Raw genomic sequence first — 26,565 nt, forward strand, 5'->3', positions numbered from 1 at the left:
AAAAAAACCACCACGACCGTCGTCTGTGGTGGAAATGAAGGTTGTTATTTACTCTTGGTAGTTATTTCATTACCTATTTTAATAACTTAAGATAATGTAAAATAAGTAATCTTATTTTTTTAATACTTAAAATACCGTCATATTCCCCACGTTCTGTGGAAAATTTTGTGGGAAATTTTTTTTGCTACAAGTTATCAGTTTAATGTTAATATATTGTTTGATATACTTATTTAGAACATTATCTTAGGAGGATCGATATGAAAAAAGTAGTTTACGGGTTTATTTTAATTTCTGTATTTGGACTTACTGCGTGTGGGAATGATAAAAAAGAAACGACTTCTAGTAGTAAAGTTGAACAATTAGAATCGAGAGTAAAGGAATTGGAAAGTTCTTCAAGTGTAGAAGAGCCTAAACAAGATAAAGAGAAAATACTATCTTCCCTAACATCAGATATAAATAAGAAAATTGTAGAAGCTTTTCTTGATAATGATTTGAAAATCGACTATCCAGAGAACATGGACTCACTGGAGTATTTTCCAAATGAGTATGATATTGAAAATAGCCCTACAAAATTCATTAGCAAAATGTCTTTTAATACAGGTAATTTAATTGGAGTTGATAGTATTGGTATAGAGACCTACGAATCAAGTGAAGATTTAATGAATGCAGAAAAAAATTTACAAGATGAATCTTCTGCGGATCTTTACATGTCAACAAACACTAAAATATTATCTCTAATGTATACGTATAAGCCAAACGATTCTAAAGAGAAAGAACAGATGGACCAAGAGTTCAATAAATACAAAGAAGTATTTGAAAAAATCGAATAATCAAAAAAAGCCTACCTCGTACAGAGATAGGCTTTTTCTAACTAATTAAAAAATCCTGTTCCCCATGTTGTATCGATACGACCATCATCTGGACCAACTGCAACATAACGACGTTTTCCTGAAGCTCCAATATAACTAATCCAAGCATACTCATTAGACATAACATAGCTGTCATATCTGATTGCAGTTCCCTTAGTGTAATAATCCAATGCCGGGCTTTTTACATCATCCGGATTCGTATCTGCACTGACAGCAAGTTTTCTATCAGGATAAAATGTTCCGGACATCTGTATACGCTTGTTAGGGTCTTGCGGTACTGGAACAATAGGTTTTGGAGTACTCGGTTTAGGATTAGTACCACCATTACTTTTTCCAGTATAGCGGTAGATAGTGATTTCAGGTTGTCCATTATACATCCAAATATAGTCATGATCATTGATAGATATCCCATCAAAGCCAAAATTACAATGGATGATTTTGTCGTTGTCATCAATAAAAATACCTGTATGACCAGCTGCTCCTAATGTAAAACCTCGTTTACCCCAAATAAAGATATCACCTTTCTTAGCCGGATAATTACCATTAATTGGTTTTACTTGTTCCCATCCACTATTCTCTAAATCGTTAAACAAGGTTTCTGTATTCCCCATGCTTCCGGCTTTCAAAAATCCACCAGCAATCAAAGCATTGTAAACAGCACTAGAACAATCATAGCTACTGGGTCCTAAACGATTAGTCATGCTATATCGAACTACACCTAAACGCTGTCTCATCCAATTGATCATTTCATTAACGTTAGCCATCATCATCATCCTTATTCTTAATATTTTTTAAAAAGTCCTCAAAAAGTTCTGTCACTATGCCCATTTTTTCATAGTTTTCTAAGATCGATTTAAGTTCCATCATTAAATAACCTAGATACAATACATAGATTAATCCCACTCCGAATCCACCTGGAATCAGAGGTGCAAGAGGAATAAAAAACATTAACAGAACCATACTTGCTATTTTTCGCAAAATCCCGTTTATACCTACCTTACTTTTAAACTCAATGTCAGGATTGATTTTGGCGGCTAAAGTGCCACTTAAAAAATCAATCACCATTGCCACACAAATTAATGCTAAAACATAAAGGGCTTTATGATCCGCATCTATCAAAAATTGCTCCAAATAATCAAACATTTTCATAATTACCACCTTTTCTTTTTAAATGAAGCCCCGAAAGGGCTTCATCAGATTTTGTATGTTGTTGAACCGGATGCCCATGATGTTTTGTTTGCCCAATTTAAACCTACTGCAATAGTACCAACTGTGGCAGAGCCAGGAACTAAACGCCCGTTAACATCGAACGTACCAAAAGCGACTCCTGTAGATATACGAACGGCACATTGAGGGTACTGACGATACATAGGAATCGCCCAATCAGGTAGTTTTGCAATTGGACTATTTTGTGTAGTCACGCCACCGCTCACGTTAAATGAGAGGTGAATAACACCTTGTTCAATTTCCTCGACATAAGACTCTTTGATCCTGCCAGCATCAACGTTATTAGTAAAACCGTTTAGCAAAGTAAGTGCGGCATACCTTAAGTTTCCTGACAAACTGTTTGTGGTAATGTAATCAACATTCAATGCCTTCATATCTTCAAATTTTGTATCAGGAACTGTCCAGACATTTATTTTTAATCCTAACGCATGTAACTGATTGACTAAATCAGCTGTAACACCTGCATTACTATAATTCACACCAAGAGTTGCTGGATATCCTAAAGCCACTGCCTGATCAATTACACTTTGAGTGACGGTGCTAGAAACCACATGAAGTTCCATATTAGGATACATTTGTCTAATATTAGTCAGTACAGTATAGTCAAACGAGATAATCACACAGTTCGTCTCATTATATCCATAGTTAGTCAGGATTGTTTTTAACTGCTCGTAATTTGAAATCGTATAGTCGCCTGTTTTAATTTCTATAACAGGTACTCTACATTTTTCTCTACAAATTGCTAAGTATTCCTCCAAGATCGGCGGAGTCTTTTCTACATCAGACAAACTGTCGATATTAGCACCAGTATCTATTCTTAGCGCTCTAAACTGGGCTAAAGTCATAGATTTAATTGAACCTGTTCCATTTGTCGTTCGATCAACAGTATCATCGTGCATGACTACCCAATGTCCGTCAGAAGTAACTTGAATATCTGTTTCAATTCCCCAGTGACGATTAGCATTTTTATAAGCTGGTATAGAATTTTCTGGGTATTCCGTATTGTTACCTCTGTGAGCGATCCAATTTAATCCCTCTCTCCACTTTTGCCTAACCGTTTCAGTAGCTTTTTGATGGAAGTTTTTTGTCTGTAATGGGCTCATAAATTTACTATCACTAGTTGCATTTTCCGCTTCCGCTTTTGATGCAATAGAATAATTCGGGACACTTCCTAAACCGACTTGCGCTTTAGTTACTTGATGTGGGTTGTTTGTGTCATCCACGTGAGCTTTCAATTGTTCATCCTTCAAAAAACCACTTTTATTCAGAACATCTAATGCACTTAGTGAAATTGTGATTTGTACTCCAATATAGTCAACATCAATGGATGCTGGTGTGACACCATTGGAACTATCAGAAAATACCAATACGTTGATTTTGCCTTCCGAGTCAATAAAGTTACTATCATTGATCTCAGTAGCAAAATCAGTATAGTCTGGTGCTGAATTCTGCATCTGAACCGAATAGCTATCAGCTGACTCTAAGAAAGTCGCTACTTTCAAATTTTTATTCCCTGGAGAAGAAGCTTTTCCACGAATTGGGATCTTGATCGATACAAAATTATCTTTGATATATTTAACAACCTGAACCATTGTCATTCCTTCGAAAATATCCTCAGCAATAGATTCAATGGCTGCTTTCACATCAAATAGAAAGAATTGTTGTGGAATTACACCACTCTGTGACGAACCCGTTGAAACTCCTGTATCGTCACGTGACACCACTTTATTATAATTATCTTGTGTAAATTCATTCCAGTTTGCTGATGGTTTCTTGAGCGTAGTTGCCGTATAATCAGAAAAAGCTTGGTGTGGATTGCCGTTTTTATTTCCAGCTGTTTTGCCTTTAAAATCCATCATTTTGGGAGTATTAACAGAGCCAGAGAACATTTTCATTGCATCAGTAGTAGTTAATCGACTGTTAAAGTCACTTGTTAAACGTGCTTGTAACGTGGATTGCTTAATCCCTTCCGTATCAGTTCTTGCTTGAACGATTTCTGGGTTACTATCACCTGATTCTGCAACTAAATCACCAAACTCATTTCTTAATGCATCAAATTCTTGTTTATTTTGGTTAGCTGTACTAACAGCTCGATTCGCTGTATCAACAGCAGTCTTAGAATCAGCAATAGCCTGATCTGCTTTCTGATTGGCTAATTCCCCTGCTTCTTCAGCAATTTCTTTAGCTTCATCACCTGCAGTTCTAGCGATTTCCTTTGCTTGCTTAATTCCTTCTGTGAGTTCCGATTTATAACCATTTACAGTCTCAACAGATGAATTTGACTGATCCATAATGGCATTAATTTTTACACGACCCTGATTGAGCGTGTCAGTTTCTAAAATTTTTTCAACTGCCATTTATTATCACCTCTATTCTTCTACGATTGATTCAATCGTTATTTTTTGTTCGATATGATCACCAAGTAAAATGAAGTTACTACCTGATATATCAGCTAGCTCTTCGAAAATTTCTTGTAGATTTTTAGTTACTTTTGCTGAAAATTCTTCACCATTTATTTTTTTTACTTTAATATTCATTAGAATTGTCCTCCTAATTGAGATTGAATGAAAACACGACAAATAACTTGCGCTTCAATACGTGCAAGTTTGTTAGGTTTTATTTGGATTGTATGGTTACCTCTAGCAATTTTTCCAGTGCTAGTTTTTCGTAAATATTTAACAAGATCAAGTCTGTTCTGACTTATCTCGTGTAAAGGAATAGTTGTACCATCTACTATAATATCTACCTTACTTGCACTATCTGAAGCCTCGTAAATACCCCACTCAAGAGGATGTGTATGATCAGGTAAATTAACTTGATGAGTGTGACTTGGAATATTGACATTGTGGGTGTGATTTGGAATATTTACACTAAAACTATGAGAGTGGTTTGGAATATTTACACTATGAGAATGCGCTGGAGTCGAGACAGAATGGGAATGATTTCCGCTTTCTTCCCTTGTATAAATAGGCCTGTTCGACCCATCCAATCGTAATAATTGTCCGCTACCTGCCTCATATTTAGTATCTTGTTGAATTGGTCCAGACGCATTAGACGGTGTAAACATAAGATGTCTATGACTACCACCAGCACTGCTAGTCTGTGTACTTTGACCATTTACACTACTAGTTTGGCTACTTCCACCACCACCAGCTGTTGTGGATCCTGATGAATAACCACCACCAGAAGAACTTGTTTGCGTAGAAGCACCTCCAGAAGATGTTGACTGTACTCTTGCACCTCCACCTTTGACAGCTTTAGTGTATCCTCGATAACGTTTAGTTTTGAACGTCAATTCAACTGTATTCACATGAAATACATCATCATCAAGATAAAATTCAATATTCGCAGGATAGGCAGCTTCACAATTATCTTGGTAGCTATAATTTAGAATATTTGTCGCGCCTTGAGAATATGTTTCGTTGATTTCTTGTTTCCTGCCAAGATCAGACATGGTCGTTGAAATATCATCTTTCAAGTTACCCAAATCAAGATCAAGATCCTGTGGTGCTCCAAATACATCTCGTTTCGCTTCTCGTTTTATTCTTAAATTTATGCTGCCATAATCATTCGTATTAATCATAGCAACTCCGCCTTTACGGAGTTTATCAATGATCAGAGGATCGTCAGTAAGCTTAGTTAAATCTGCTGCAGTAATTGACCAACTTACTTTAGGAATTGACCATTTTTTAAGCATACTGACCGCATTGTCTTTCAATGACTGAGGAATAGTAAAACGTTGATCTACCCATACATACTCAACTAGTCCATATTTTTCTATAGCTTTTTTATCTTCAACATATGTCAAATTATTATTTACAGACTTGATGTTTACTTGATTAATTCCTTCACCAGCGCCTAACGGATAAATACGATTGACTAGATTATTAGGATCTCGTTCGATCTCAAACCCCTGCATGTTATACCCTTCTTGTATCCGAGCAACAACTTCTGTTTGAGGTCTCACTAAAGATAATTCAAAAGGATAAACTTGAGTATTCCATTCCCAAACATAGTCTTCATCAAAGGCTGCTGGAATAGAAAATAGTGCATCCGCAAGCCCGTTTTCATTCTCCCAAGCATAACTGAAATATCGAGTGAAATCGCATTTTTTTAACACCCAATTTTTAGTAGTTTGCTTATTAAGGATATAATTGATCACATCAACTGTTTTACGATTGACTAACTCATGATAACCAAAAAGCACACTATCTAAAAGTGTGCTTAAAGCATGAGCTGCAGTATAAGTAATTGTGTTGTTTCCAGCATCTTTTCGTATTGTAGATAGCATCACCCGATACAAACCGATATATTCATTTTCATTATCTGTAAGCTCAACCCAAAGCATTTCCTGTAAAAATGAATTTTTCGGATCATCTAAGGGCATCGTAAATTCTATGTTTCCGATCTGGTTCTCAATTTTTTCATAACTGACATTATGAGCATTTTCCAAAATCGCAGTATAATCACGTTTGAGGTTCATTGCCATTAACAAGCTATCACCCCCTATAAGAATCTATTTGGATAACGAATTGTTAATGCAAAATCACTATCCTTAGCTTGAATGTAAAGTGGTTCATTTGGATAAATATAAAAATCGTTCATTGGTCTGATCATTGGTTGACCGTTTTTAGTAATGTAGAATTTTTGAGTATCGATAAGGATTTCAGCATTATCAAAATCACCCAAGTCAATAGTGTCATTCCTTGTTTTAATCCATACACCTCGACCAGTTCCTTTCAGAAATATCTCTGGTTTAACTTTCAAACCTTCAACGGTCGGATAAATCTCAATAGGTTTTGATTCTTTCCCATCATCCCCCATTAAGTATGATCGGTTCTGGAAAGTAATCATTGTTGATCCCCAATAAGCACCGCCCTCAATTAATATTGGCATGTTGGCAGCACCCGAACCTGTATTTCCCATCAAATAATTGGATTGAAAGGTGATTACTTTCGAGCCCCAAGTAACACTGGTTGCATCAGATCGAGTATATTTATAGGGATCACTTAGAGATACTGTGAAAGTTCCCACAGCATGATTGACACCTTCTGGAACATTATCAACATCCGATTTACTACCACTCCATAACATTTCAGGTTCATCATTAAACCAGATTTCTACATCTTTTTCACTGAAAAGTGCAACGTTCAAACGATTAAATCGATCACGAAAATCTTCATTTGTCGGAGCGTCTATTTTATATTTGACGATTAACTCTCGTTCAGGAATACGAGAATAAACTTGCCTCATACCATCACGAATCCCCAATTGATAACTTTGAATTTCAGTAGCAGCCAATTCTCGACCGACTACATTTAAGGTTCTATATCCTGGAATGATATTTTCTAGGAAAACGCCGTTAAAGCTCATAGCTTCGGAAGGAAGAATAGTTTTAGATGAACCATTGTTATTTGTATCAGTAAAATCGTACATCTAACCTCTCCTTCCTAATGCTGTATTTTGTTTATTAGTTAGTTGCTTTAGTTCTTTACTCATAGGTTTCGCTGTGACTTTAGCAATTTGTTTACCATCTAAATTCACAGGAACTTCAATTGTAATTCCTGTAGCAAGATTGCCAGAAAAAGCCCATGAAGATGACGGATCATTGAAGCCAAGTTGTGGTTGATTCTTATCGAAGATTCCAGATGAAGAATACAATTTTTCACTTAGTTTTTCCATTGGCTTTTTAACAATACTCAAATTTTTCTGAATACCAACAGCGATACCAGCTGGGATCATCTTTCCGACTTCATCCCTCATAACTCTAGAAGGTGAATGGATATCAAGAGCATTTTTAGTTGTGTTTATAATCTGATTAGCGATATTCTGTGCAGCCAATAAAGCTGCAGATGCGCCAGCATTAATTCCGTTAGCCAGTCCGGCCATGATATTAATACCTATTGAATTCATTTCATTGTCTAAATTGTCAAAAGAACGAGGAATGGATCGAGAAATGTTAGCAGCTTCTTGATTGATCTTGAGTCCACTAGCAGTGAAAATAGTTGCTAACGAATCAATTGCTGCTTTTACTTTACTTGCACTTTCTTGAATACCAAGTACAACACCATCTGCAATAAATCCACCGTAGCTTTTAAATACTCTAGATGGGGAATTAATATCAAGTTCTCCAGCAAATTTTTCAGCGACATCACTTGCCATATCTTGACTGGCTTTTCCAGCTTCTGGAGCTCCTTCATTGATTCCTTGTGCAGTCCCTTGCGCAACATTTTTACCCAATTCTCCGAAGTTTGCAGTTTGAATTTGACTAGATAAAGACTCTTTTGCACTAGTAACCATCGCAGTGACTTCTCCTGGAATATCGCCAGTTTTGAATGCAGTCTTAAATGCTGTTGTCGCTACTTCACCACCATTACGGAATGTTTCGCTCATCTTGTTTAATTCTTCATCAGATGCCGAAACTAATGCAGCAACATAGCCAGCGGATTCTGGTCCTGCTTCACGAAGTTTGTTTAGTAATCCTTCATCAAGACCACGATCAGCTAAGTTGGAAATGTTATCAGCCCAAGTACCAATTACTCGTTGATTTTCCTCTAAATTAGCCTGCATCTGTTGAACAGACATCGTTTGTTTATCGGTCAATGTATCAAACATGTTTGTAGCAGCATCAGAATACTCTTGCCATTTTGCTTTCATATTATCAACGGTGGTTTTTTGAGCATCATTTAGAGTTTGATATGAAATTACTTGTTTAAACACTCCTGCTTCGGTCGCTTGTGCTACTGAATTCAAAGAGCTTTCAAGCACTTCTTGAGTAGAAGTATATTCTGTTTTAAGATCAGCCTGAGTTGATTTGAGCGTTTTTTCTTGATCGTCCAACCCTTTGACAGCTTCCCTATACTCTTTCATTTTGACGGAGCCATCTTTGAGCTTATCATTCCATTCTTGTCTCATCGTTGAATTTTCTTTCAATTTCGATTCAACACTGGCCTGCTCTTTCAAAATATCCGTCAAGGCTTGTTGTGAAACATTCGCTGATTCTTGTTGTTGCAATGCAGCGATACGAGCCTTGATTTGTTCAGTGGACATTGATAATTTATTCGATTCTTGATCATAGATAAGATTCAAGCCAGAAACTGATTTATTTAGCTCATCCACATTTGACTTCAATAATTTTTTTTCAACTGCAGATAATTTTTCTTTGCTGGCCAAGTCAGTTACGGAATCGCCTAATTTTTGATAAGCAGTGGCATTACTTGCAATATCTCGTAAATTATCTTTTCTAGTATTTGAATTCTGTTCTACCGAGTCAGTTAACGTCTTGGTTGATTGAGAGAGCTTATCTTGCTCCGCATTAAGTTTTTTGGATGCCTCAGTTTCTTTATTTAGCCATTTCCACAAAGCTATACCAGCTGCTGTTAATCCACCAACTGCAGCCATAACCCAACCTACAGGACCCAATAAAACTTTTAAAGCTACATTAAAAGCGGTAGTTGCAGCTGTCATTAAAGTGGTAGCTACTGTACTTAAACTAACTGCACCTGTCATTAGTCCAATCAGAGCCGTTCCGATAGTGACCTGTCCGTTCTGTGCAGCTCTTGCCATAATATCGGCTTTTGTGGCAGCCGTTCCCGCTAACTGAGCAGCTGCATGAGCTTTCGTTACGATTGTGAGAGCCTTACCAGACATTCCAGCCAAATAGAAAAGCTCATATGATTTCTGAACAAGACTATTAATACCTTGAATTATCTTCAAGGCGGCGAAAGCTGCTGCAATACCAAAAAGAACGGGTTCTAAAGGCTTAGCTACAGTTATTAGACCTGAGATCCCTTGGGCAAACAATTTTACTACTGGTGTAGTCCCCTGGATAATTAACTTGATTGAATTGAATGTACTATTTACTAGAACTTTTAATCCATCTAAGTTTTTAGCAATGGACTTTCCGGTGACCTCTTGGATCATATTATTAAATGCTTGAATAACAGTAGTTACACCTTTGACAGTAGCTGTTTTGATATTCTGCCATGAGGTTGCTACACCTTCGGAATTTTTTCGAGCTAAGTCAGCAAAGCCACCAACGCCTTCATTCAATTCAATTAAACGACCATTGAATTCTTTGAAAGTAATATCGCCTTCTTTCAATGCATCATATAGATCATTTACTGAAGTAACACCCTGTTCTTTAAATGACTTGGCTACTTTATCCATCGCAACTGGCATAGTTTCTTGAAGTGAACGCCATGACTGCATATCAACTTCGCCTTTTCCTAACATTTGAATATATTGTTGCATTCCTCGACTGGCATCAGCTGTAGAAGCTCCTGATGCAAGAAACGCATTATTAAGAGCGATTGCTGTGTCTGTACCAGTCCTCAAACTACCTGTTGCTATAGATAACTGTTGAGTGCTGGCCACAATTTCATCGAGTGAAGTAGGCAAACCGTCAATACCGTCACCCAACTTAGTCATTGATTTATCAACATCTTCTGCAGAATATCCCAAAGACTTCATAACAACTGGATATTTGTTTAACGTATCAAAACGGCTTATAGCTCCGGCAACTGAATCCTTGACCATTCCCATTGCACTAGAAACTAATTTAATAGCACCAACACCCATTGCTGTTCCGAGTATGGATTTAGTAAGCTCTCCGCCTTTTTTTGTACTTGCAGAAAGTTGATCTCCAAGTTCATTGGACTGCTTACCTAAACCACCCATTGATTTTTCTGCATCATTCATGGTTTTTGAAAAGCTTTTATCGGTAGCAGCCAAGATTGCTTCAACTGAATAAGTTTCCATTATTTTCCTCCTTCCCTCAATTATTGGCTTTTCTAAGAAGATCAACTGCAGTATCATCGATTTTTTCATCAATCAAAGACATACCAAGAATTTCTTTTTCTTTCTTTTCATAATCAAAGAACTTTTTGAAATCCTTGTAGTAGGGTTCCTGTTTTTTCCCTTTTGTCGTTTTGATTTTCCGAGAAGTCCATGCCTGCATATGAGCATTAAACTCCTGATCCAACCTTTTAAGTTGGCAAGCGAGCATTCGTACTTCATATTCATATAAAGTCATTCGCTCAATCTCTGTAATGTTTACCATTCCTAAGAATCGAAACGCATTAATCAAAATTCGTTCATAAGTTTCGGCAGAGCTTAGTTCCCGTCCGCTTCTGTTTCCAGACTTATCTGTTCCGCTAGATTCTGTTTGAGCGTTCTTACCGCTAACTTCCCCGCATTACTTTCCTCTAGTTCTTTCAACACTTCATCAAAAACAGCCTCAATGTTTTCCACGTTATCAATATAGTCATCGATTTCATCCTGACTTGGACGTGGTGATTCTGTAATTGTTGCGGTATAAAGAAAATCAGATAATGTAGCTGCGTTTCCTCCAGCCAATTCAGGTAATTTTGTACTTAGAGAAAATCCGAACTCTACGCCCTCTTTTTTCACACTAAATTTTTTGTCTAACTCGCGAACAAATTTTATGCCGAATTTGCAATTGTATTTTTTCTTGTTAATTTCGATTTGCATGTGGTTTCCTCCTAAAATTAAAAGAAGGCTAGTTTTCACTAACCTTCTTAAAAATTGTGTTTTATCCTTCTGGAACAGTTTCTTCTTTGGTTGTATCTTTAAAGATATATTGAACAACTTCTTCTTGATCAGCTGTCAATGTTGCATAACCCTTGGCACCTTTACCATTGATCCCAAATTCTAAAGAGAGCTCAACGGAGTCCTCAGCATTCGGATTTTTACCAAAGCTAGTTACATATCCTTGGTAGTATTTAGCCTTGTATTTATCGGCGTTTTCACCTGTTCCTTTTTCGGCTTTGTTAATTTCCCAAATCTCAATAATTTCATCATTATCGAGTGCATCTTCTAACTCATCTACATATGGATCACTTTTAGATAAGATGGAAGTAGCAGAGAAATCGAATTCAAGAGCTCCTGGAGTACGAATCGGGCCATCTTTTGTTGCGGTACTTTCACTATCTTTTGATTTTGTATTTTCATGCTCTGTTTGATATGCCAATTTCCATGCTGCTTCTTCTGTAGATTTTTTTAGTAATCTGAAAAGCAAAATAATATCGACACCTTTTAATGCTTCTGCCATAATTCAATTCCTTCTTTCTATAAAATTCTAAATTCAAGAGTTACTATCGCCCGTTTAAGCGGCGTGTTAGTAGATAAATCATCTACGATTTTAATATCGCTCGATTGTATATTTAGCGACCAAGAATAGCCGATAGTCTTGTCAATCTGTAAAGCTCCATCAAAAAGAGCAGCTGCCATATCGGACACCTGCTTTCTTTTCCTCTGTATGCCCCAAACCGACAAAACCAGTACCACCGATCCTTTAATATCAGTTTTATTAGGTTGATGAATAGTCTGAGTGTCTTCAAACTCAACGAACGGATAAGGAACATCATCCATCGGTTTAAAGTCATAGGTTTTGAAACCCAATTTCTCAGAACACCTAAACATTGCATCAAAGATTGATTGCTCTCTTGTTTTTATCACTACTGCATCAACCTTTCTAAGTCTGATCTAAACTTCTGTTTTTGCTTTCTAAGCGGCGGCAAAAAGAAATCACGCTTAACCATGTATCTAGTACCACGGATCAAGTAAGGTGCATACTCTGTTTTTGGTCCAGCATGCCCAGCTAATCCATTGTTTGACATATGCATAGTAATACTTCGTTTGGTTGCGCCTGTTGGTTTGACAAACTTCTTACCTTCCCAGTGTCCAGTCAAAACGATTTGAGATTCTCTTTGCATTTCTGCTGTTAGTTCTGCAGTATTTGTTTTTACGATTGTTTTAACATCATCCATACTGGCATTCTTTTTTAATTTTTTTGAAAGACCAGCAAGGCCGTTTATTTTAAATGATCCCTTACCCATCTTTGATCACTTCCTGAACAATTAAACTGTGGCGCTCCTGGGGAACTCGTTCAGTTACTAGCTGATAGGTTTTATCAAGGTATTCGATATAATCCCATTCCGGAACAGAAAAAAGAGGCTGTGTCCGGATGACCTTAGCCCCTTCTTTAATTGTTCCAAAGATGGCAACTGATCTATCAGTTCCCAAGTCTGTGACATTTGCAGTGGTATCTGTTCGCTTCGGTTCAGATTCTACCCACTCACCAGGATCTGCATCATAGTGAGACTCAGATGACTCCGTTACGAACACAATTGATTTATCGTATCTCATTTGAATCGGAACACTCCTTTTTTCGGTTTGTAAAAGGCTTCCTCATCTTTCCGGCGATATTCGTCGATTGTGTCTTTGTATTCTGAAAAGTCAGAGTCAGGAAACGCCATAGATAAACCTTCTTGAGAATACGACTGCATCCCTTCATTACCGATTCTATTGAATCGTTTAAGAGTTACCTCATAAGAAATATATTCAAATTGTGATGGAATATCTTCTGGATCCCCAAGTAAAGAACGCAGCCGTTCTTTCGTCCTGCGTTCGATTACTGCGAGTTTATCATCAACTTTACCTTCTAACAACGTCTTGACATCTGTAGCAATTGAATTAGTTTCATCTGCCATAAATAGTCACCTACTCAGTCGAAAGCGCTGCTTCTGCTTGAACAGCTTCCTGTTTATTTGCTTCAATTTGTTCTCCGTTAGATAATTCATAATGTCCACGCTTGATCATTTTTGGAAATCCTTCTTCAACAATATGAATAAAACCATCACCTAAATTTTCAACGATCTCATCATAACGATCGTCAGTCATTTCAATAATTTGGCCAACTTCATAGACTTCTTTTGTATGAATGTCACGAAATACTTGATTTACCGTTACTTTCATTTTGTTTACCTACCCTTCCGGAATTTCTTTAGATTTGATTTTAGCGAATGCACCATCCTTAACAAGCATGAAACCAATATCCATTGTTACACGCATAGCCATCATTTCACGCTCGAACAGGTTGATCGGATCTTCATTTTCATCAACGATAGTTGAAAGTTGCGCTTCTTCTGAGATTTTATAAGACAAGTTATACGGAATACCATAAAACATATGATCAAAGTCACCAGTGTATAATGTTCCTTTTTCCTGTGCTTTTAGATCAACAACCGGTAATCCATCGAGTGTATTGTTATTTCGGTCATAAATTAATTCTGTTTGATTTCCAATCACCTTAGAAGCTTCACGTAACGTTTTACGATTTTTTCGTGTAGAGATGAACGCATTTGGTTCAAAGTCTTCTTCTTCTAAAAGATCTTGCAATTCAATAACAGCGTCATAAGTCAAATCAGCTTCAAGAACATGTCCTGCCGCCACCGCAGATTGATCAATCGATTGTGGAAATGGATTTTCTTGATTCAGGATAGTTGCAGCATCAATCTTCTTATAAATAGCTTCTGCAATTTTTGGTCGCATTTCATCAAAGAATGTTGAGCGTTCATATTGTAAATATTCACGAGAAGCTAAAACAATGACAGCCGCTTTTTTCGCTACCATTTTTACTGTTAACCATTTGGCAGTAGATGTTTTGATCTTTTCTGCCTCACCTACCCAGTAAGCTCCTGGTCCTTCAGCAAAATATTGGAACTCTTTTTCTTTTCCGTCCATTTCTTCATATTTTGCCAGCTGCATCATTTTAGAGTTTTCCATAACTTCTTTTAAGATCAATTCATTGTACTTATCAGGAATTGTCCCATCCATTTGTTCATACAATTTAGCGTGATCAGGTGTAAATTTTGGTACTGCAAAAGTTTGTAAATCCATTTTCATTAAGTTCTTTTTCATGTGTGAATCCTCCTATTTTATAATTCGTGTTTGTTTTGCTAACTCTGCTGTCGACATTTTTTTATTTCCGTTTGTATCGAACTGACCGCCAGCAGCTGGAGTTTGTTGACGAGCATTTTCTTTTTTGATCTTAGATACAAAGTTCGTAATGATCGCCACAGCTCCCTTAGTAGCTTCTGCATCATCTGAAACAATCAAGCTGAGTAAATCATCATCATGTGGCAAACTAGCTTCTGACAGCATTTTAGATGCTTCTGTTGTCATAGCTGCTAAAGTCTGGCCACGTTCCAATTCTGCAATTTTCGCTTCTAATTGTTTCTTTTCATGTTCAGCCTTTTCCTGAGCGTTCATCTTGGCTAGTTTTTCGGCTTCAGCCTGCTTCTCTTGTTGCTCTTTTTCCCAAGCTTTAAAAGCTTTGTTTTTTTCAGCAGCAATCATTTTTGCTACTTCATCACGAGTAAATGTTTTGTCTCCATTACCAACTCCGTCTGGATCATCAGGATTCGCTGGATCATTCGGATTGGGATCACCTGCTGGCGGAGTTCCTGTTCCTCCTGGTTCACCACTACCTCCATCTGGATCAGCAAAGAATTGTAAATGTAATGGCATTAATAAACGTTTTTTCATGATTATTCCTCCACGGTTACGCCGCTACCCGATAAATTTGACTAGTTACGCCAGTCAGCCGAAACAAGCTGTTCTTTAACGCCTTCAGCAAGAAAAGGCATAATAAAAAGCCTAGTGATCAACTAGACTTAAAACTACATTCTATTCGATATAGCACTTCGTTTTATCTTATCTGTAGAAATTGCATCTGAAATTTTCTTTGCAATTGCTTCTCCATCAATTTCAACTGTTGTAGTTAACTGATTTTTTTCGACTTTGACTGCTGGATAAGTTAGATTGATAGATACTCCAACTGAACCATCGTCATAGTGGGTTTCAGAAACGTCGACGGTCTCTAGTTCATTAATGTTTGTGTCAGTGAGAATATCAACTGCCAAATCCATTAATTTTTCTTTATTATTTGTTTTCATCATTTTCACCCTTGCTTTCTATTTTTTGTTTCAGATCGTCCATAAGACGTTGAATCTGTTTCGTTAACCGCTCTTTCTTTTTCGTACCGAAAGCAGTGTTCTTTTGTTGGTACATTAGAGATTTAATCTCAGAATCGATAAAGAAGATTGTTGACTGATAACCACACGATTGGCATCCAGCATAATGACGTTCCACACCATCTGGCAAATTTTCTACTTCCTGAACAAACGGAGTGTGCTTGCCGCACTTATTACATACATACTTTTCTTTAGCCATTTCATAACCCTCGTTTCTTTAATGTTTTTTCAAACGAATCACGATCAACGTGTGGTGCAGTAGAGCATTTGCAAAACGGATGCATAAACGGAGCGTTCACACCCTTAACCATTTTCACTACTTTATAGGGACTTCCTATAGCTACTTTTTTACATATCTCACAAGCAGAAGGCTCAGCGATATAATCATAATCTTCTATCTCAGCATCCAAATAGCTTTGCTTTTGAATGTCAGTTTGGATCGCCGTCATTTCAGTAATCATTAATCGATTGAGTTTGTAACGGATGTTTTCTTGATTAGGCTTTAGGAACTTTGCAAGTTCACTAGCTACAGTTCTAGGGTTTTTACCCTGAGTAATTGCTTTTGTCAGCAATTTTTCTAAATCGGCTTTCATTTCGGTGAAGTTTTGCCAGATATTATCACTGAATGATGCGTACTCTCTGGACTTAAAAGAAGCATTTACAATGGAAGAAACTTTTTTAGTATAGTTTTCATCCAGAGTGCTGCCCAAGATGCCAGCTTGACGAAGATATTCTTCTTTAGCACCAGATGACAGTTGGCTATATCCCCACTTATCCAAGCCATCAAACAGAGTAACCAATTCTAGCCCGATTTGAGCCTTAAGCAGTTCTAAACGTGAAACTCTCATAACAAGATTGTAGATTTTAAGCTCCTTGTTTGCTTGTGGGCTAAAATCCTTGTTCTCAACATATTCTTTCGCTTTGCGCTGGAATCGTTCCACGTCCATTTTAGCTGCACGCTTTCGAGCTTCACTGATCGTAATCTGTTGACCATTAGAAAATCTATCCCAGTTTGCATCAATTTCCGTTTGAATAGAATCAATAGCATGCTGCAGTTGTTTTATTATTTCCTTTTCACGGACTTTATCAAGTTTGATTTGTTCTTTAATCCAAGCATCTTCCCGATCTTTTAAATAGGACATTTAGATCAGTCCTCCTTCGGTTGATCCTGTTTGGCTAAAAATTCTGCCTGTTCTTTTTTTAACTGTGCTTTTTCTTGATCAGTTCTTGGAGTGGATTCAGATTCTTTCTTTACCCGATCCATTTCGGCTTGAACATCATCAATAAATGATGCTAGACCTAAAATGGTCTCTTGACTAAGTTCAGCACCAGAATCAACTAATGTTTTTAACTCTTCAAGAATTGCTTTTGGTAGATTTGGAGTAAATACAATCCGTAAACCCTTTAAATCGGAGTTATCAATCTCGGAAACACTTGATTTTAGGTTAAATAAAAGACGATAGCGCCGCACAAGACTTTTTTTGAATAGTCTCTGCTTCACTGCCGTCATTTGGTTAAATCCAAACATCTTATACTTCATAGCTTCGCCGGACTGGACACCAGAAAAGTTTGTATCGGTCAAATCCGGAACCATAGAAATTTCATGGATTCCTTTTCTAACTCTTTCTTTATAAGCTTCCACCCCATTAACATCATACTGCTTGTAAATATACCCAGCATTAATTGATGTTTTATTACCGTTGATATCTGTTCCTGATTCAAGTAAAAGCATATTGGCTTCTTTTTGTTTGGCAGCATCTTCGGATGTCATACCAGCTGCATCAATGTCACCACTAATAACCAACAAGGCATCATTGAGATCCGTCATGTAGTTCGCAGTATCTGATTGACCAGCATCATATAAATCTATTAACGAAAGAACATCTTCATACAAGCCCATTCTGAAACGATTCGGCGAAAATTCAGTAATCTGAACTTCTTTATAATCATGAGGTGTTTCATCTGGATTTTTAAGTTGGATTGCAGAGAGAATAGTTTCTTCATAAGTTATGATCTTATCTTCAGTGTAAATTATAGGCTGGATATATTGTTTATCAGCATCCACTGTAAACTTAGTTTTAGGATATCGAACAGCTGCGATCGGTCTCCGCTTCACCGATGTATCATAAATAACAAACGTCTCAAAGACATTGCATAGATCAACATAGTCAACGTCATCTTCATCACGATAGATCACTTCATAAGCACGTCCGTATTTATCCATGTCTAACCAAAGTTCACCATTCAGACCATCAATGTCATTATCCAGATTAAAATCATCAATGACTGTCTGTCTCTTTTTAGGTTTAATTTGTACCTTGATTGGGTTTCCAGTATTATAACCTACATCAAATGTGGCAAGAACTTTGCCAAAATTGTGAGCTGAACGATGATCAGCTTTCTCCGGCTCCTTTCGTCTACGATTTTTAATGATATTCGTATTTTTAGCCTTGTAATAATCATCCAATACCTGCAGACGAGGAACTTGATGTTGATAGTGATGATAAATCATATTTGCTAAAATATCAGGATTATCCAGAAGTTCTTCAGCAGTACTGTATCGATAATGAATATTCGATTCTACACCGAAACTGACGTAATTCTCAGTCACATCACTAGAATATCGAATGTCTGAAGCATGTTCAAACTCGTTTACTTTTAAAGTCTTATCAGTTGATTCCTCATATGTTTCATCTGATATTTCTTGATTTTCCATTTTTTCACACTCCTTTAAAACATCCGTTTAATTTGTTTGTATTTTTGTTTTTTCGATTGATTAGACGATCTCAATTTATTAGCACAAATTTCTGCAATTCCAGTTAGTCCATCAGGAGCATCATCATGGGTGTTTTTACCTTGTTTTTGATAAGACATTAAATCTTCATAGAGTTCTGGCCAGCGATGCTTCCAACCTTTAGGGAAAAATACATTTTCCATGATCCAAGGTGCATTCGTAATTATTCTAGCTTTTTTATTTTTGGATTGGTGGAACCATTTAATTACAGTTTGATTTGATCGATATTTTTCTTTGAGCTTATCCCTAACGCTTCTAGCATATCCAGTACCACCATTGTTAGATTCAAACCAAGCTGTATTCACTTCATTTTTATAAAGTTTTTCAACTGTCTTATCCCTGGTAACTCCTTGATCTTCTACTGTATAAAGAATGTCCAAAATATAAGCTCGATTATCCAGAGTTTGACCGAAGATATACATTGCATGTTTATCGTCACCTTCATCTGCGGTATCTGTATAAGCATAAGTATGAATTATTTCTGGTAATTCTGACTGTTCATACTCATTGAAACCATCCAAATAGAGTCTACCTTTGATATCGATCGGTTCTTGTTGATAGTTGGCAGATGCTATATCCACACCAATCGCAGCACGTTTCTTTTTATAATCTTCAAAAGATAAGATGTCTGAACATAACATCTCTTCCTTTTTTTCATCAATGAGTGCTTTCTTTTTAATGATGCGCAGCTTGTAACCCATTGCTGGCATTTCAGATTCAATCCTTCCGGCTAAATCTTTAGAGTGCCAACGAGTCATAATTACAATAATTTTCCCACCTTTTTCAACACGAGAGATCATTTGCTTTGTAAACCAGTCCCAATGCTTTTCCAGTGCAAATTCATTTGTTGCATCTGCAATCCCTTTGATAACATCATCCACGAATAACAAATCAAATCCTTTACCAGTAGCTGAACCTCCTGGAGAAGTTGCGAGATATGATAACTTAGAACCTCTCAACGCCCAACGCTTAGCAGCTGATGATCCTCGTTTGATTTTTGCATTAGGAAAGATGTCAGAGTAGACGATATTATCATCTACTTTTATTTCAGAAATCGTGTCTCTTACTTCTTTTGAAAAATCAGTGGCCAGATCTTCGTTATACGATCCAGTTGCAATCCTCAGAGAAGGATCACGACCTAATGACCATTCGACGCATCGACCAGCAGTAAGCGACTTACAATGCCTTGGCGGTAGATTTAATAATAGAAGATCATCATCACTTACAAGAAACTCTTGAAATTCATCACACAATTCAACTAAATACTCACGTTCTTCTTTATAAACTTCCGGAATCATCAACTGGCAGTATGAAAAGAAATCTTCTCTAGCCCGTTCAATTTTCTGTTCATTATCTGCTAGTCTTTTTAACTCCTGCAGCCTTTTCAACTTCAAATAATATTGAACTTTATCCATTACGATCAATCCCTAATTCTTGCTCTAATTTGATTATTTCACTGTCGATATCATCTGGCACTTCATCATTATCATTATTAGGATTGGACGGCGGAACGATTTCCAGCTCTAGTTCCTCAGCTTTTAATGATGCAATTTTCGCTTGCGCTTCAATAAGTTTCTTTCTCTTTTTATTCAGTTCTAATTCGCCAAACTGCTTCACAGCTCTTGCCAATTGATTGCTGACCCTAGTGAGGGCATCTTCAATAGAAAGAATATCTTCTATTTTTCGAAACGTTTTTTCTTTTTTCTCGGTCATAGTAATAACCGGAACTTCTACAGCAATTTTTTTACCATTCTTTTCAGAATCAACAAATTGCTTCCTACCACGTAATTCATAGAGTTCAGCAATTTCTTTTTGGTTCAGGCCTTCTTCAGCTTCCTTAATTCGTTTCATCATTCGATGCTGCCGAATTTTAAGCAGTCGAATTTCTTCCAGCAGTATGAATGATGGATCCTCACTCAGATTAGAATAGATGTCTCTTTCTTCTTCTGTTAAAGTATCGACAAAAATCGTTTCAAACTCTCCAGTTTTTACAGCATTTTTATTGCCAGACGGAGGTGCTGCATGCTTGTTCCCTTTGTTTCCTTTTGCATTTTGATTCCTTGGAGGTGCTCCACCTTTATTCGTAGTACTGCATTTTTCTTCTGTAGTACTACAATTATTTTTTTGTAGTACCTCATTCCATTTATCACGAGATTTCCATGCCGAAATAGTTTTTTCAGGAACACTTAAAAGAGAAGCGACCTTTCTATTGGCCACTTCTCCATTGTGTTCTATAAATATTTCCAGAGCTTTATCCCGATTTGGATCACGCTTTCTTGCCATCCATACCACACCACCTCACTAACTTTATAAGTTGAGTTTCGTTTTTACTAATTCTCTATATCTTTAAGCATCAAATCGGCTTCAATTAATACTTTCAAATCACTAACAGAATTAAGTTTGATCTGGCCACCTTTCAAATTTTGCAACCACTGACCTAAAGCCACACGAATGATTTTTTTATACTCCTCAACGGATTCAGCACGTTCTAATGCTTTTTCTAGTTCATACTCTAAGTTTATGTTTTCTTCAATTTCCATTTGCGAAAATCCCCCCGCTATGTCTATAATAGTGAAAGACACTGAGTGCTCTAAAACCGACGTCGGTCTTTTCTCAGTGTCTTCGGGGAGATATCCTCGTAGAATTAGTCGAGTGTTTGCGCACTCGGCTTTTTTTATTATTAATCACCATCTTTCAAAATAAATCGTTACAAGTTCCCGAAAGATGATGATGTAACAAACTACTTAATTTTTACTGCTTTAATTCCAGTTGATTCTTCAAAACGTTTGATGATCACATCACAGAAAACAGGATCTAGCTCAAGTGTATAGCAGCGACGATCTAACTCATGAGCGCACATTAGCGTTGAACCCGAACCGCCAAATAGATCCACAATCAAATGATCTTTCTTTGAACTGTTTCGAATCGGAATGGCCAACAGAGATAATGGCTTTTGAGTTGGATGAACATACGCATTGACATTACCACGACTACACTCCCAAATGGTACTTGGAAGATCATCCAGCAAATCATCTCGCCAAACTGTGGATTGTTTACGATTACCTTGCCAAAATGGCGCACACTTTTTCTTGTGAGCGTAAAATACAGGCTCATGCTGCCAACGATATTGACTCCATCCGTTAGAGGATGAGTTCTTAACCCAGATACATTGGGATCGCACAAGAATATCATTAGCATTCATAGCATCTTCAAAATCCCGTTGGGTACTAGAAGCATGAAAAACATAAATTGCAGAATGATCAGCCATCAAATGAGTATAGCTGGCAAACACAGAATGAAGGAAAGACTGAAATTCTTCATCGCTCATATCATCATTTAAAATCGTTTCACGACCAGATCCTGATAGTTCTTCACTTTCAGACTCAACAGCGACATTGTACGGCGGATCGGTGACCACCAAGTCTGCAGCAGCTCCATCCATTAATCGATCAATATCATCGACAAGCGTCGCATCACCACACATTAACCGATGCTGTCCTAACTGCCAGATATCACCATACTGTGCAACTGGTCCGGTTTTCTTTATTTCTTTGACTGCTTGATCAACGTCAAAATTATCTTCTTCAATCGGCTGTTCAATTTCCATATTATATTCAAATCGATCAATTAGATCAGAAGCTTCAGCGGAATCAAAGCCGGAAAGAACAACTTCATCATCTGAGAATGTTTGCAGCAGCACTGCCAGTTTATTTTCGTCCCATTGGCCAGAGATTTTATTGAGGGCAATATTCAATTGTTTTTCTTTCTCAAGCGGAACATCGATCACTGACACTTCAATTGCTGTGATGCCCAAATCTTTAGCTACAGACACACGCTGATGACCACCTACAAGATTTCCGGTTTGTTTGTTAAATATCGGCGGATCAATGAAACCAAATTCCTCGATGGATTTTTTTAGCTTCTCATATTCTGGCATACCTGGTTTTAAGTCCACTCTCGGATTGTAATCAGCTGGCTTCAGATCAGATAGATTCATTTTTTTTATTAACATTCGTTTACCTCCAAAATAAAAAGCCCCTAAAGGGCTATAATTTATAAAAATCCTTTAACATAAATTCCAATTCTATCGTTTAGATTAATACCAAATTTATTTTCAAACTCTTGATAGGCAAGCATTCTATCGTCATGATTTTTTGCTTTGATAATTTTATTGTAGGCTCTTTTCCAAGCTTGGTTATTTTTTATTTTTTCAGCTACTTGTAAAGCATTCATTTGGTTTGACCTCCTAATCATATAATACAAAAGAGCCTCTCAGCTCTCTTGTTTATTTAAATTTCACAGCATGTTCGATTTCCAAATAGTTTTTTATTTTTCTAGCAGCTTGTTCAGCAGCATTGTAATATTTCACAACTTGACCAATTTCTTCAATCCGTTTAGCTCCCCAACTGGTTGTGATTATTGAAATTGAATAAGTCTCATCCATATTTTCCAAAAGTTGAATTTTTGGAAGATTTATATCTTCAACATCTACTGCGAATTTTGTGGTACTTTCGTTTCTCAATAACACATAGCCATTTATATCATCAATTTTTATCATTGCTTTATATCCCCCGCTCTATTTCACATAAGTCAGCAAATTCATTTTCCATTCTGTCTGTAAATTCATCAAAGCTCTCAGAATAGAAATTCCACTCTGAAATATTTTCTAAAACAAATTCAGCAAATACATCTAGGTGTTCACGCTTAATAATATGATCGTACAATTCTTGGTCATTTAAAATTTCAACTGTTTCTCCAACCAATTAAGCCACCTCCATATCAAACAAGAATTTTTTAAACGTCTCAATCGCTTCAGCTGCAGCTCTTATTCTCGGTACAGTATCACAATCAGACTTTTGAATTTTAACTTCACGGCTGAAAATAATTTCATCATCTTCAACGTTCACATAGATTTGAGGTAAAAAACTATATTTACAAATTACTTTTAATTTCCCGTTTTCTTTCACTAAATTGTAATCGCCCCAGTTTAATAGAATTTCCATTGTTTACATCCCCTTATCTATTTGTTGTATGTATATTAACTTGTGTGGAGATGTAATACAACTCATTTCACGTTATTTTATAAACCTGTTACGTGATACATTAAATGATACAAAGAAATTTTATACGTTATATTAAAAGTAAAAAGACACCTCACAAAAAGTGAAATGTCTTATTCGGAATTACTATGCTATTAGAATAATACACTTTTTCAATAAGTTACATGGAATTTGTTGGTGAAGATTTAATGAAAGTTTTTATCAACAAATTTTATGATTCGAACCAATTCTGCATGTCTTTTATATACTGTGCTTTCTGAACAATGGAGTTCCTCAGCAATCTCAAATAATTTTTTACCTTCAATATATTTTAAAGTTAGTAATTTACTTTCAAAATCTTCAAATTTGTATATTAATTTAAGCAACTTTGTTTTCCTTTGTTTTAAAACGATCAGCTCGTTTTTTATTTCTTCAATACGATTCTCTAGTTTAGCGGATTTACTTTCTTTTGTGATTCTGACGTTTTGTAAATCGCCATTTACCCAGCGTTTTAATTCAGATTCACTATCTTCTAAGTCCAACTCAAGAAAATCAATCTCTCTTTGAAGCTCCTGAAATTTTGTTAACCACTGGTAAATGATGAATCACCTTCTTTTAATTTTTTATAAAAAGTAGGGCTGTCCCTACTTTGTCCCCACTTTTATAATGAAAGTAGGGCTTGTTTAATGCTTACAGCCACAAGGGTTTTAGCGAATAAGCCACAGAAGCCCCACTTTTTCAGCCTCTTATATATATTTATTAATACTATATATATTCCCCTCTTTTTTTCTTTAAGTAATAAAAAAAAGTAGGGATAGTGGGGACACTATAGTATAAACTCAATAATAACAAGGGTTTGACCAGTCCCCACTTTTCTAAAAAAAGTAGGGACAAAGTAGGGCTTTTTGTTAAAAGTGGGGCTTTTTTATTATTCTGTTTCAATCTGCTTGTAGTAGTAATATTTTTTCCCCATCATTCTACGTTGCGCCTTCTCGTAACCAGCTGTTTTAAGCCGCTGAGTAAATTTAGTTTGAGAATAAGGTTTTGTGCCAGCTTCTTCACAATATTTTAAGTAATCATCATAGACACCTTTAGTCGTCATGTTTTCATCAATGCCATTTTGGTGCAGAAATCCAAGAATAGAATCACTTTCAACAAAGTATTCATCTGTGATCTTGTCGACTGTTTCGGAAGTGGAGAGGCGGCCGCCGTTATTTATGATTCGATGCATAGCTGACAAAGCGATATTTAAAAGATACGACTTCGCATTATCAGTAGAAAGTTTATCATCAATTTTAGGATCTGCTTTTTTTACTTTATTTTCACAAGGGATGATGACGATCCGTCTTGCAATCCCTCCAGACTTATCCTTGAAAGTCGGCATTTCATTTGCTGTAAAAACGAGCGTTGCTTTATTTTTTAATTTGTAAGGTTTTGAGTAGATTGGCCGGACCATGATCGTATTACCTGAAGCTAAGGTTTTAAAGTTCATAGATTTTTCCATATAACCAGCATCAATATCGTCACCGACATTAACCAGCTTTCCTTCGAGTTCCATGACGGATGTCTGATCGTTAAACTGTTCTAATGCAAGGTTCAAACCCAAATCACCAATAAAGGCATTCAGCATTTCTAAGAACGTTGACTTACCATTTGCGCCAGATGAACCAACTAAAAAGAATACTTTATGAGGAAAGCCCTGTGTCATTAAAATATGACCCAACATATCTTCAATCACATTTCTAAGATCCTTTTTCTCACTGCTTAAAAAATCTAGAAACTTATCAACATGTTCATCGTACGCATCAGGATTATACTCAACATCTAAAAAATATGGAGTAAATTCTTTTGTGGCCATTGGAATGACATCAGCACCATCTAACATAAAATCGTTTTTAAATTGAATCGGGAAATCATATACTTCTATCAATTCCCCTTTAACAGGGAATAGATCAACCAGCTGCTTCCACTTATTAGGTAAAAGTTTTATTCGCTGATCAATTTTTCTTAATAGTTTATTTTTATCATTAATCCAATAGTTTTTTTCACGATGGAAAAGAGAACCGTTAAAAAATTTTATTTCTAATTCTTTGGCCAGCGCTTCGCTAGTTGCAATCATGTCACTAGGGTTTAAAACTAAACTTTGTAAAATCTCTTTCTCATTTACTGAGTTTACTACTGAAGTAATATCTGCAGTCGGGATCGGTTCAGCGAAAACTAATTCGTTGATTGTTTCACCCATTTTGATCAAAGTATCATAATCAAGCTCGTACATTTCTCTCGTTGTTAAAAGTTGACTATAAAGAGAACTGTTCCGACTTCCTTCACCCATGCCAGTCAAAGCTGACTTTAATTTAACAGGGAATAGTTCGATTGGCAGCGGCGGAAGATCATTCCACATTTCAAAAGAACCGTGTATTTTTCTAAGTTTTCCATTTTGTTTAATTGTGACAGTGGATTTGTTTCCTGTCTTAAAATCAACAAGCGCACCGATGACAGTATTTTTCTTGGTCCAGTTTCTTAAAAGAATTTTGTGGCCATTAATTTGAATCGGCCGTTTGTAGTAAAGATGTATCCCACGCTTTGTTTCAACCCAAAACGTTGGATATTTTTTTACCAAAGCTTTCCCGATTTCAGGATATTCATCGAAATCGACCACAACCGTGCTGTCATCCAATCGTACTGCAGCATCGCTCAACTTGGTAATGTCTGTATAAAAATCGTCTAAATTGTGTTGATCAGGTTTCTTTTTCCCTGGTTCAAGTTTTATAAAATTAAGCACACTGTCTTATCACCTG

General features: G+C 36.6%; 32 protein-coding genes. 1 reads left to right on the forward strand and 31 read right to left on the reverse strand.

All coding sequences use genetic code 11. The features are described from left to right. Nucleotides 1-257: 257 nt before the first annotated feature. Nucleotides 258-830: a hypothetical protein gene (locus tag ABH902_RS14755; RefSeq protein WP_404592007.1), complete on the forward strand. Its 573-nt coding sequence runs from the start codon at nt 258-260 to the stop codon at nt 828-830. 41 nt (nt 831-871) lie between these two features. Here ABH902_RS14755 and ABH902_RS14760 read toward each other — a convergent pair whose 3' ends face one another. The 31 genes from ABH902_RS14760 to ABH902_RS14910 form a co-directional block, all read right to left on the reverse strand. Continuing rightward, on the reverse strand, nt 872-1,633 hold the full coding sequence (locus ABH902_RS14760) for a peptidoglycan amidohydrolase family protein (protein ID WP_404592009.1): 762 nt from the start codon (nt 1,631-1,633) through the stop codon (nt 872-874). Then, the gene (locus tag ABH902_RS14765) at nt 1,626-2,018 is read right to left on the reverse strand and encodes a phage holin family protein (RefSeq protein ID WP_404592011.1); all 393 of its coding nucleotides are present in this window, start codon (nt 2,016-2,018) and stop codon (nt 1,626-1,628) included. Before ABH902_RS14765 ends, ABH902_RS14760 begins: the two co-directional genes overlap by 8 nt. 44 nt (nt 2,019-2,062) lie before the next feature. Then, on the reverse strand, nt 2,063-4,453 hold the full coding sequence (locus ABH902_RS14770) for a glycerophosphodiester phosphodiesterase family protein (protein ID WP_404592013.1): 2,391 nt from the start codon (nt 4,451-4,453) through the stop codon (nt 2,063-2,065). A 12-nt stretch (nt 4,454-4,465) separates the two neighbouring features. Beyond that, nucleotides 4,466-4,633: a hypothetical protein gene (locus ABH902_RS14775; RefSeq protein ID WP_010765151.1), complete on the reverse strand. Its 168-nt coding sequence runs from the start codon at nt 4,631-4,633 to the stop codon at nt 4,466-4,468. Continuing rightward, on the reverse strand, nt 4,633-6,591 hold the full coding sequence (locus tag ABH902_RS14780; protein ID WP_404592015.1) for a phage tail spike protein: 1,959 nt from the start codon (nt 6,589-6,591) through the stop codon (nt 4,633-4,635). Before ABH902_RS14780 ends, ABH902_RS14775 begins: the two co-directional genes overlap by 1 nt. An 11-nt stretch (nt 6,592-6,602) precedes the next feature. Then, a complete protein-coding gene (locus tag ABH902_RS14785; RefSeq protein ID WP_010765153.1) occupies nt 6,603-7,532 on the reverse strand; it encodes a distal tail protein Dit in 930 nt (309 codons plus the stop codon). Continuing rightward, nucleotides 7,533-10,856 (reverse strand): tape measure protein, encoded by a 3,324-nt coding sequence (locus ABH902_RS14790; protein WP_404592017.1) that lies wholly within the window; start codon nt 10,854-10,856, stop codon nt 7,533-7,535. A 16-nt stretch (nt 10,857-10,872) separates the two neighbouring features. Beyond that, nucleotides 10,873-11,130, reverse strand: coding sequence for a hypothetical protein (locus tag ABH902_RS14795; RefSeq protein WP_404592019.1), 258 nt, complete (start codon nt 11,128-11,130; stop codon nt 10,873-10,875). Between the two features lie 80 nt (nt 11,131-11,210). Next, nucleotides 11,211-11,588 (reverse strand): tail assembly chaperone, encoded by a 378-nt coding sequence (locus ABH902_RS14800; RefSeq protein ID WP_404592021.1) that lies wholly within the window; start codon nt 11,586-11,588, stop codon nt 11,211-11,213. 61 nt (nt 11,589-11,649) lie between these two features. Continuing rightward, nucleotides 11,650-12,168: a phage major tail protein, TP901-1 family gene (locus ABH902_RS14805; protein WP_088271420.1), complete on the reverse strand. Its 519-nt coding sequence runs from the start codon at nt 12,166-12,168 to the stop codon at nt 11,650-11,652. Nucleotides 12,169-12,185: 17 nt separating this feature from the next. Next, nucleotides 12,186-12,575: a phage capsid protein gene (locus tag ABH902_RS14810; RefSeq protein WP_404592023.1), complete on the reverse strand. Its 390-nt coding sequence runs from the start codon at nt 12,573-12,575 to the stop codon at nt 12,186-12,188. Next, nucleotides 12,575-12,955, reverse strand: a complete 381-nt coding sequence (locus ABH902_RS14815; RefSeq protein ID WP_404592025.1) for an HK97-gp10 family putative phage morphogenesis protein — start codon at nt 12,953-12,955, stop codon at nt 12,575-12,577. Before ABH902_RS14815 ends, ABH902_RS14810 begins: the two co-directional genes overlap by 1 nt. Beyond that, nucleotides 12,948-13,265: a hypothetical protein gene (locus ABH902_RS14820; RefSeq protein WP_404592027.1), complete on the reverse strand. Its 318-nt coding sequence runs from the start codon at nt 13,263-13,265 to the stop codon at nt 12,948-12,950. Before ABH902_RS14820 ends, ABH902_RS14815 begins: the two co-directional genes overlap by 8 nt. Beyond that, nucleotides 13,262-13,609, reverse strand: coding sequence for a phage head-tail connector protein (locus ABH902_RS14825; RefSeq protein WP_404592028.1), 348 nt, complete (start codon nt 13,607-13,609; stop codon nt 13,262-13,264). The genes ABH902_RS14820 and ABH902_RS14825 overlap by 4 nt, the downstream gene beginning before the upstream one ends. Nucleotides 13,610-13,619: 10 nt before the next feature. Then, the gene (locus ABH902_RS14830; RefSeq protein WP_404592030.1) at nt 13,620-13,874 is read right to left on the reverse strand and encodes a hypothetical protein; all 255 of its coding nucleotides are present in this window, start codon (nt 13,872-13,874) and stop codon (nt 13,620-13,622) included. A 9-nt stretch (nt 13,875-13,883) separates the two neighbouring features. After that, nucleotides 13,884-14,819 (reverse strand): phage major capsid protein, encoded by a 936-nt coding sequence (locus ABH902_RS14835; protein ID WP_404592032.1) that lies wholly within the window; start codon nt 14,817-14,819, stop codon nt 13,884-13,886. A 12-nt stretch (nt 14,820-14,831) separates the two neighbouring features. Next, nucleotides 14,832-15,446, reverse strand: a complete 615-nt coding sequence (locus ABH902_RS14840; protein WP_404592034.1) for a DUF4355 domain-containing protein — start codon at nt 15,444-15,446, stop codon at nt 14,832-14,834. Between the two features lie 134 nt (nt 15,447-15,580). Then, entirely contained in the window at nt 15,581-15,859 is a 279-nt protein-coding gene (locus tag ABH902_RS14845) for a hypothetical protein (RefSeq protein WP_404592036.1), read from the reverse strand. Next, nucleotides 15,843-16,133: a hypothetical protein gene (locus tag ABH902_RS14850; RefSeq protein WP_404592038.1), complete on the reverse strand. Its 291-nt coding sequence runs from the start codon at nt 16,131-16,133 to the stop codon at nt 15,843-15,845. The genes ABH902_RS14845 and ABH902_RS14850 overlap by 17 nt, the downstream gene beginning before the upstream one ends. A 1-nt stretch (nt 16,134) precedes the next feature. After that, nucleotides 16,135-17,076, reverse strand: coding sequence for a minor capsid protein (locus ABH902_RS14855; protein ID WP_404592040.1), 942 nt, complete (start codon nt 17,074-17,076; stop codon nt 16,135-16,137). 5 nt (nt 17,077-17,081) lie between these two features. Then, a complete protein-coding gene (locus ABH902_RS14860) occupies nt 17,082-18,650 on the reverse strand; it encodes a phage portal protein (protein ID WP_404592042.1) in 1,569 nt (522 codons plus the stop codon). A gap of 14 nt (nt 18,651-18,664) precedes the next feature. After that, nucleotides 18,665-20,143: a phage terminase large subunit gene (gene terL / locus ABH902_RS14865; protein WP_010765169.1), complete on the reverse strand. Its 1,479-nt coding sequence runs from the start codon at nt 20,141-20,143 to the stop codon at nt 18,665-18,667. After that, nucleotides 20,136-21,011, reverse strand: a complete 876-nt coding sequence (gene terS, locus ABH902_RS14870; RefSeq protein ID WP_404592044.1) for a phage terminase small subunit — start codon at nt 21,009-21,011, stop codon at nt 20,136-20,138. The genes terL and terS overlap by 8 nt, the downstream gene beginning before the upstream one ends. A 47-nt stretch (nt 21,012-21,058) precedes the next feature. Beyond that, the gene (locus ABH902_RS14875; RefSeq protein WP_404592049.1) at nt 21,059-21,268 is read right to left on the reverse strand and encodes a hypothetical protein; all 210 of its coding nucleotides are present in this window, start codon (nt 21,266-21,268) and stop codon (nt 21,059-21,061) included. 200 nt (nt 21,269-21,468) lie between these two features. Continuing rightward, the gene (locus tag ABH902_RS14880; RefSeq protein ID WP_404592051.1) at nt 21,469-22,740 is read right to left on the reverse strand and encodes a site-specific DNA-methyltransferase; all 1,272 of its coding nucleotides are present in this window, start codon (nt 22,738-22,740) and stop codon (nt 21,469-21,471) included. A gap of 41 nt (nt 22,741-22,781) precedes the next feature. After that, on the reverse strand, nt 22,782-22,961 hold the full coding sequence (locus ABH902_RS14885; protein ID WP_404592053.1) for a hypothetical protein: 180 nt from the start codon (nt 22,959-22,961) through the stop codon (nt 22,782-22,784). A 52-nt stretch (nt 22,962-23,013) separates the two neighbouring features. Beyond that, nucleotides 23,014-23,286 carry a hypothetical protein gene (locus tag ABH902_RS14890; RefSeq protein WP_404592055.1) on the reverse strand — a complete coding sequence of 91 codons (273 nt, stop codon included), beginning with the start codon at nt 23,284-23,286 and terminating at the stop codon, nt 23,014-23,016. 4 nt (nt 23,287-23,290) lie between these two features. Beyond that, on the reverse strand, nt 23,291-23,491 hold the full coding sequence (locus ABH902_RS14895; RefSeq protein ID WP_404592057.1) for a hypothetical protein: 201 nt from the start codon (nt 23,489-23,491) through the stop codon (nt 23,291-23,293). Continuing rightward, nucleotides 23,492-23,731: a hypothetical protein gene (locus tag ABH902_RS14900; RefSeq protein ID WP_404592059.1), complete on the reverse strand. Its 240-nt coding sequence runs from the start codon at nt 23,729-23,731 to the stop codon at nt 23,492-23,494. It lies immediately after the preceding gene. Nucleotides 23,732-23,973: 242 nt separating this feature from the next. Next, entirely contained in the window at nt 23,974-24,309 is a 336-nt protein-coding gene (locus ABH902_RS14905; protein WP_404592061.1) for a sigma factor-like helix-turn-helix DNA-binding protein, read from the reverse strand. 386 nt (nt 24,310-24,695) lie between these two features. After that, nucleotides 24,696-26,549, reverse strand: a complete 1,854-nt coding sequence (locus ABH902_RS14910) for a phage/plasmid primase, P4 family (RefSeq protein WP_404592063.1) — start codon at nt 26,547-26,549, stop codon at nt 24,696-24,698. Nucleotides 26,550-26,565 lie beyond the last annotated feature (16 nt).

This window comes from Enterococcus sp. UD-01, assembly GCF_044909655.1.
Classification (GTDB): Bacteria; Bacillota; Bacilli; order Lactobacillales; family Enterococcaceae; genus Enterococcus_L.

What these genes read in the sequence shown, in the direction of transcription:
- ABH902_RS14755 (WP_404592007.1), top strand. Translation starts at nt 258, where the DNA reads ATGAAAAAAGTAGTTTACGGGTTTATTTTAATTTCTGTATTTGGACTT.
- ABH902_RS14760 (WP_404592009.1), bottom strand. Translation starts at nt 1,633, where the DNA reads ATGGCTAACGTTAATGAAATGATCAATTGGATGAGACAGCGTTTAGGT.
- ABH902_RS14765 (WP_404592011.1), bottom strand. Translation starts at nt 2,018, where the DNA reads ATGAAAATGTTTGATTATTTGGAGCAATTTTTGATAGATGCGGATCAT.
- ABH902_RS14770 (WP_404592013.1), bottom strand. Translation starts at nt 4,453, where the DNA reads ATGGCAGTTGAAAAAATTTTAGAAACTGACACGCTCAATCAGGGTCGT.
- ABH902_RS14775 (WP_010765151.1), bottom strand. Translation starts at nt 4,633, where the DNA reads ATGAATATTAAAGTAAAAAAAATAAATGGTGAAGAATTTTCAGCAAAA.
- ABH902_RS14785 (WP_010765153.1), bottom strand. Translation starts at nt 7,532, where the DNA reads ATGTACGATTTTACTGATACAAATAACAATGGTTCATCTAAAACTATT.
- ABH902_RS14790 (WP_404592017.1), bottom strand. Translation starts at nt 10,856, where the DNA reads ATGGAAACTTATTCAGTTGAAGCAATCTTGGCTGCTACCGATAAAAGC.
- ABH902_RS14795 (WP_404592019.1), bottom strand. Translation starts at nt 11,130, where the DNA reads ATGACTTTATATGAATATGAAGTACGAATGCTCGCTTGCCAACTTAAA.
- ABH902_RS14800 (WP_404592021.1), bottom strand. Translation starts at nt 11,588, where the DNA reads ATGCAAATCGAAATTAACAAGAAAAAATACAATTGCAAATTCGGCATA.
- ABH902_RS14805 (WP_088271420.1), bottom strand. Translation starts at nt 12,168, where the DNA reads ATGGCAGAAGCATTAAAAGGTGTCGATATTATTTTGCTTTTCAGATTA.
- ABH902_RS14815 (WP_404592025.1), bottom strand. Translation starts at nt 12,955, where the DNA reads ATGGGTAAGGGATCATTTAAAATAAACGGCCTTGCTGGTCTTTCAAAA.
- ABH902_RS14820 (WP_404592027.1), bottom strand. Translation starts at nt 13,265, where the DNA reads ATGAGATACGATAAATCAATTGTGTTCGTAACGGAGTCATCTGAGTCT.
- ABH902_RS14825 (WP_404592028.1), bottom strand. Translation starts at nt 13,609, where the DNA reads ATGGCAGATGAAACTAATTCAATTGCTACAGATGTCAAGACGTTGTTA.
- ABH902_RS14830 (WP_404592030.1), bottom strand. Translation starts at nt 13,874, where the DNA reads ATGAAAGTAACGGTAAATCAAGTATTTCGTGACATTCATACAAAAGAA.
- ABH902_RS14835 (WP_404592032.1), bottom strand. Translation starts at nt 14,819, where the DNA reads ATGAAAAAGAACTTAATGAAAATGGATTTACAAACTTTTGCAGTACCA.
- ABH902_RS14840 (WP_404592034.1), bottom strand. Translation starts at nt 15,446, where the DNA reads ATGAAAAAACGTTTATTAATGCCATTACATTTACAATTCTTTGCTGAT.
- ABH902_RS14845 (WP_404592036.1), bottom strand. Translation starts at nt 15,859, where the DNA reads ATGATGAAAACAAATAATAAAGAAAAATTAATGGATTTGGCAGTTGAT.
- ABH902_RS14850 (WP_404592038.1), bottom strand. Translation starts at nt 16,133, where the DNA reads ATGGCTAAAGAAAAGTATGTATGTAATAAGTGCGGCAAGCACACTCCG.
- ABH902_RS14855 (WP_404592040.1), bottom strand. Translation starts at nt 17,076, where the DNA reads ATGTCCTATTTAAAAGATCGGGAAGATGCTTGGATTAAAGAACAAATC.
- ABH902_RS14860 (WP_404592042.1), bottom strand. Translation starts at nt 18,650, where the DNA reads ATGGAAAATCAAGAAATATCAGATGAAACATATGAGGAATCAACTGAT.
- terL (WP_010765169.1), bottom strand. Translation starts at nt 20,143, where the DNA reads ATGGATAAAGTTCAATATTATTTGAAGTTGAAAAGGCTGCAGGAGTTA.
- terS (WP_404592044.1), bottom strand. Translation starts at nt 21,011, where the DNA reads ATGGCAAGAAAGCGTGATCCAAATCGGGATAAAGCTCTGGAAATATTT.
- ABH902_RS14875 (WP_404592049.1), bottom strand. Translation starts at nt 21,268, where the DNA reads ATGGAAATTGAAGAAAACATAAACTTAGAGTATGAACTAGAAAAAGCA.
- ABH902_RS14880 (WP_404592051.1), bottom strand. Translation starts at nt 22,740, where the DNA reads ATGTTAATAAAAAAAATGAATCTATCTGATCTGAAGCCAGCTGATTAC.
- ABH902_RS14885 (WP_404592053.1), bottom strand. Translation starts at nt 22,961, where the DNA reads ATGAATGCTTTACAAGTAGCTGAAAAAATAAAAAATAACCAAGCTTGG.
- ABH902_RS14890 (WP_404592055.1), bottom strand. Translation starts at nt 23,286, where the DNA reads ATGATAAAAATTGATGATATAAATGGCTATGTGTTATTGAGAAACGAA.
- ABH902_RS14900 (WP_404592059.1), bottom strand. Translation starts at nt 23,731, where the DNA reads ATGGAAATTCTATTAAACTGGGGCGATTACAATTTAGTGAAAGAAAAC.